Here is a 4498-nt window from a genome sequence, read left to right on the forward strand (position 1 = left end):
GGGTCGTGCGCCGCCAGGTCCCCGCCCAGGCGGCGCTTTCCCCCCGGCAGACTCGCCAGGGCGCTGACCCGCACCCTGGCTGAGATCACCGAACGCCTGCTACCCCCGCGTCGTCAACGGACCTGCCCCCGCGTCATCAAACGCAAGATGTCCAACTGGCCCCTCAAACACGCCCAACACCGCAACTGGCCACCACCACACCCAGCAACACCCACCATCACGCCACACGCCACTACCTAAAGTCACCGGCATTGGGCTTAGGCGAACACCGCCTTGACCAGTGTCTGCTTCACCTTCTCGAACGTCCCGGCCATGGTGGGCAGGTCCATTTCGACATCCCCGGAGGTCAGCGAGCCGGTCAGGGTCTTGGTGCCGTCGGGCGTGCTGTACATCATCGCGCCCCAGCCCCAGAACCCTCCGTTGTGGTGGAGGACGGTGCCGCCGCCGTCCAGCTCCTCCACGAACACCCCCAGGCCATAACCCATCGTGGGGTCCGCGACGCGCATCTCGGCCAGAAGCTCGGTCGAGATGAGCTTGCCACTGTTCAGCGCGGAGAAGAACGTGTGGAGGTCCCGGCTGGTCGAGATCATGTCGCCGGCGGCGGATACCCAGGAGGGGTTGAAGCGCGTTGTGTCGACCACCTTCCACTGCCCGGCGTCGTCGTAGCCGAAGTAGCCGTGGGCATGCGGCTCGGGGATGTCCTCCCGGGTCTCCGGCAGTAGGGTGCCCGTCAGCCCGAGCGGGCCCAGGATCAGCCGGTGCGCCTCCTCGGGCAGCGAGCGGCCGGTGACCTGCTCGATCAGCAGCCTGGCCAGGACATAGTTGGTGTTGGAGTAGCTCCAGGCCGTCCCCGGCTCGAACCGCGCCGGCTTCGCCAACGCCCCCCGCACCAGTTCCTCCGGCCGGTAGGTCGCGTGCTGCAGGTCCACCCACTCCTTGCCCCAACCGGCGACCACACCGGGTTCGACCGACCCGTCCTTGGAGAACTCGCCGGTGAAGTTGAACAGCCCGCTGGTGTGCTGCAGGAGCATCCGTACTGTGATCCGCCGGTCGAGCCGGAACTCCGGCAAGTGGTCGGCCACCAGGTCCTCAAGGCCGAGCCGGCCCTCGGCCACCAGCTGCAGGACGACGGTCGCGACGAAGGTCTTGGTGACGCTTCCTACCCGAAAGTGCCCGTCGGTCGGCGGCTTCGCGGTCCGGCCCAGCTCGCTCACCCCGGCGCTGCCGACCCACTCGCCGAGCTCGTCGTTCACGCGCAGCTGCACACCGGAGAAACCGGCGTCGACGATCTCCTGCATGGCCTTCCGCAGCTCGGGGCGGTCCTGCGCGGCGGCGGCGTTCTGCTCACTCATGGTGATTCCTCATCTCGCGTCAGCGGGTACGAGATGAGCGTGGACCTTGACCCAAGGTCAAGGTCAAGCCGATGGAAGAGCGTTACTCTCACCCCATGGCAGAAGGGCTCACGATCGGCCAGGCGGCGGCTTTCGTCGGGATCACCGTCAAGACGGTGCGGCACTACCACCGGCTCGGCCTGGTCGCCGAACCGGAACGGGACCATTCCGGCTACCGGCGCTACGGTTCGGCCGACCTGCTGCGCCTTGTCCAGGTCCGGGCCCTGGCCGGGGCGGGCGTGCCGCTGGCCGAGATCGGCGAGCTGCTCGACGCCGAGCCCGAGCGGTTCGCCACCGCCCTGGACGACGTCCGCCGCCGGCTCACCGAACAGATCGAGGAGCTGACCGCCCGCCGCGACACCCTGCACCGGCTCGCCCGCGGTGACCGCGCCCTGCTGCCCGACCGGGCCTGCGCGGTCCTGGAGCGACTCGCCGAGCTCGACTTCAGCCCCGACTACGTCACCACCCAGCGGGAGGCCCTGGTGCTGTCGCGGGCACTGACTCCCGAGGTCTTCGACCTCTTCCTGGCCAACCTCGAACACCGGCTCGACGACCCCGAATTCGTCGAGTTGACCAAGCGCGGCTGGGAGGCGAGGACCTGGGATCCCGACGACCCGCGGATCGAGGAGCTGGCCTCAGCGGTGGCCGCCAACCTGCTGGGCGTCCGCGCGCTGCTGACGCTGCCGGCCAAGCGACCGCACGGGCCCGACACGGCCTCCCGGTACGGCGTGATCAACCACCATCGGGAGGACGAGGCACCGTCCATCGCCCGGCTGAACGGGCTGGTCGAGGGGCACCTGCGCGCGGCGGGCATTGATATCCCGCGGCAGTAGCGGACTGCTGCGAACTCGATCGCCCGGACACGCCCTAGCGGAAGCCCGGACGGCGGCCGCCGACACCGCCCACAGGCAGGGCGACGAACTCGCCGACCGTGATGCGCACTTCGAGGAACACCGCCCCGCCCCCGCCGGCGGCCGGCCGGGGGGAGGGGGGAGACCGAGCAGACGCCCGCGCCCGCGCCCGCGCCGGACGGCGGTGGCGGCGCCGTCCGGCCGCGGTGAGGTGCCTGGCCTCCGCGCGGCAGCGGGACGAACTCGCCCACCACGCCGAGCACGTGAGTCACCCCGCCGCCCCGGCCACCCTCGCCCGCCGCCCCACCCGTCGGCGGCTGTCGCCACCGTTCGTATGCCGGTGCCCGGACGGCGCCGCGCGCCCCGCGCCGCGGAAGGGGGGCACGGCATGCGGAAGAGACGTACGGCCTGGTCGCTCGTCTACTTCCCGATGGGCGCCGTGCTCCTGCTGCTCGCGGTGGTGATGGCGGCGGGCGTGGTGGCGGCGGCGGGCGAGGGCCGGTCGGCCGTCGCGGCCATGGGCCTGGCCCTGGTCCTGGTCATGGGCGCGGTGGGCGCGGTGCTGACGGTCCGCGCGCCGGTGTTCGGCATCTCCTACGGGCCGGCCGGAGTGACGTACTCCGGGCTGCTCCGGGCGCGTTCCTACGCGTGGGCGGACATCCGGGAGGTACGGGTGGCCGTCCAGACCGGCAGGGCCTACTCGTCCGACGTCCCGGAGCTGGTGCCGGCCGCCGGCGGAACGGACCAGCTGCACATGCTCGCGGGCCACGGCTCGGGCCGGACCGACAAGCGGGTCGAGCGGCTGGTGGTCGAGCTGGAGGCGGCCCGCACGGCCGCCTCCTGACCCCCGGCCGCGCCCTGATCCCGACCGCTTCCCCCGGCGGCCGGGCGGACCCGTCCGCCCGGCCGTGAGAACGGGGTCCTCGTCACCGGGATGGTCCGCGGGCAGGGTGGCGAAGCCGCGGATTCGCTGCGTCACCCTGCGTCCCCGTGCTGAAGGGACCGTCCACGGGCAGCACGCAAGGCCGGCCCGACCCGCCGCTGGGGCGGCCCCGGCCCCGGCCGCGGTGCGGTCAGGCCCAGCCCCGGCGCTCCCGGAGCCAGCCGAGGAGGACCTCGCCGGACCAGGTCTGGTGCGCGCGCAGCGCCGGCGAGCCGGGCGGCGGGGGCTGGGCGCCGGAGTGCAGGAAGAGCCCGGCGAGGCCCGCGAGCACGGCGTCCAACTGCTCGGGGGCGACGCCGCGGGCGGTGGGGTGTTCGGCGAACAGCCGGGAGGCGTCGTGGCCGTCCGCGTGGGCGGTGCCGAGCAGCACCGTGAGGTCGAGCCAACTCGCGCCGAGGCAGGGCCAGTTCCAGTCGCAGACCCACACCCGGCCGCGCCCGTCGAACAGCACGTTGTCGCGGCGCAGATCGTGGTGGAGGACGGAGCCGCCGGCGGCGGCCGGGACCCAGCCGCTCTCCAGCTCGGCCAGCGGTTCGACCAGCTTCCTGGGGAACCACGGGGGCAGGTCGTCGGCCCGCTCCCCGGCGGCCAGGCGGCGCCAGCCGTCGAGCGACAGCTCCTCGGCGACCGGCTTGAGCCCGAGGTCGAGCAGCGCCCGGCCCGGGACCTCCAGCTCCCGCGCGATCGCCGCGAAGGCGTCCAGGACGGCGGCGAGTTCGGCGGGGCGCCACGGATCGGCGGGCATCCGCGCGCCGTCGACCGCGTCCAGGCCGAGGACCACCCAGCCGTCCTCCTCCTCCAGCCAGCGCAGACGCGGCGCGGGCACGCCGGCGGGCAGCGCCCGGTTGATCAGGGCCTCCCGCCGGTAGCAGTCGGCGATGACCGGATCGCTCGCACCGTTGGCGGCCTTCACGAACCGCGGCCCCCGCGGGCCGTGCAGAACGGCCGCGAAGCCCGGTGTGAACCCGCTGCCCGCGCTCGGCGCGGCCGCCACCGGACCGCCGAGCCGCCGCTCGACCAACGAGCGGACCCGGTCCGGCAACTGTGGCCAACTCGGCCGGACCGCGGTGGAGCCGGCGGACGGCTTCGGCGTGTGAGTGCTGGGCATGCGCGCCATGCTGCCGCGCCGGCGCGGCGTCCTGCCACCGAAATTCCACGGCCGCGCGTCGGCCCGGATGATCCCGCCGGACGTCCCGTCAGCGGCGACCCGGCACCGGCCGGGCGGGCGCGCCCTCAAGGGTCCGCCGCCGGTCACGGTCACCTGGACCGCGAGACGGGCCCGCCGGTCGTCCGGCGCGCAGAACGGCAGGGTC

General features: G+C 73.5%; 4 protein-coding genes. 2 read left to right on the forward strand and 2 right to left on the reverse strand.

Translation table 11 applies throughout. The annotated features are described in order from the left end of the window. Nucleotides 1–257: 257 nt before the first annotated feature. Entirely contained in the window at nucleotides 258–1352 is a 1095-nt protein-coding gene (locus tag AB0E96_RS38465) for a serine hydrolase domain-containing protein (protein WP_359831087.1), read from the reverse strand. A gap of 95 nt (nucleotides 1353–1447) precedes the next feature. Here AB0E96_RS38465 and AB0E96_RS38470 point away from each other — a divergent pair, with 95 nt between their 5' ends. Both AB0E96_RS38470 and AB0E96_RS38475 read left to right on the forward strand, forming a co-directional pair. Continuing rightward, nucleotides 1448–2224: a MerR family transcriptional regulator gene (locus AB0E96_RS38470; RefSeq protein ID WP_359831089.1), complete on the forward strand. Its 777-nt coding sequence runs from the start codon at nucleotides 1448–1450 to the stop codon at nucleotides 2222–2224. Nucleotides 2225–2630: 406 nt separating this feature from the next. Beyond that, nucleotides 2631–3086: a hypothetical protein gene (locus AB0E96_RS38475; RefSeq protein WP_359831091.1), complete on the forward strand. Its 456-nt coding sequence runs from the start codon at nucleotides 2631–2633 to the stop codon at nucleotides 3084–3086. Nucleotides 3087–3315: 229 nt separating this feature from the next. Here AB0E96_RS38475 and AB0E96_RS38480 read toward each other — a convergent pair whose 3' ends face one another. Beyond that, a complete protein-coding gene (locus tag AB0E96_RS38480; protein ID WP_359831093.1) occupies nucleotides 3316–4293 on the reverse strand; it encodes a phosphotransferase in 978 nt (325 codons plus the stop codon). Nucleotides 4294–4498: the final 205 nt, after the last annotated feature.

It is taken from the genome of Kitasatospora sp. NPDC036755, from assembly GCF_040636595.1.
Lineage (GTDB): Bacteria > Actinomycetota > Actinomycetes > Streptomycetales > Streptomycetaceae > Kitasatospora.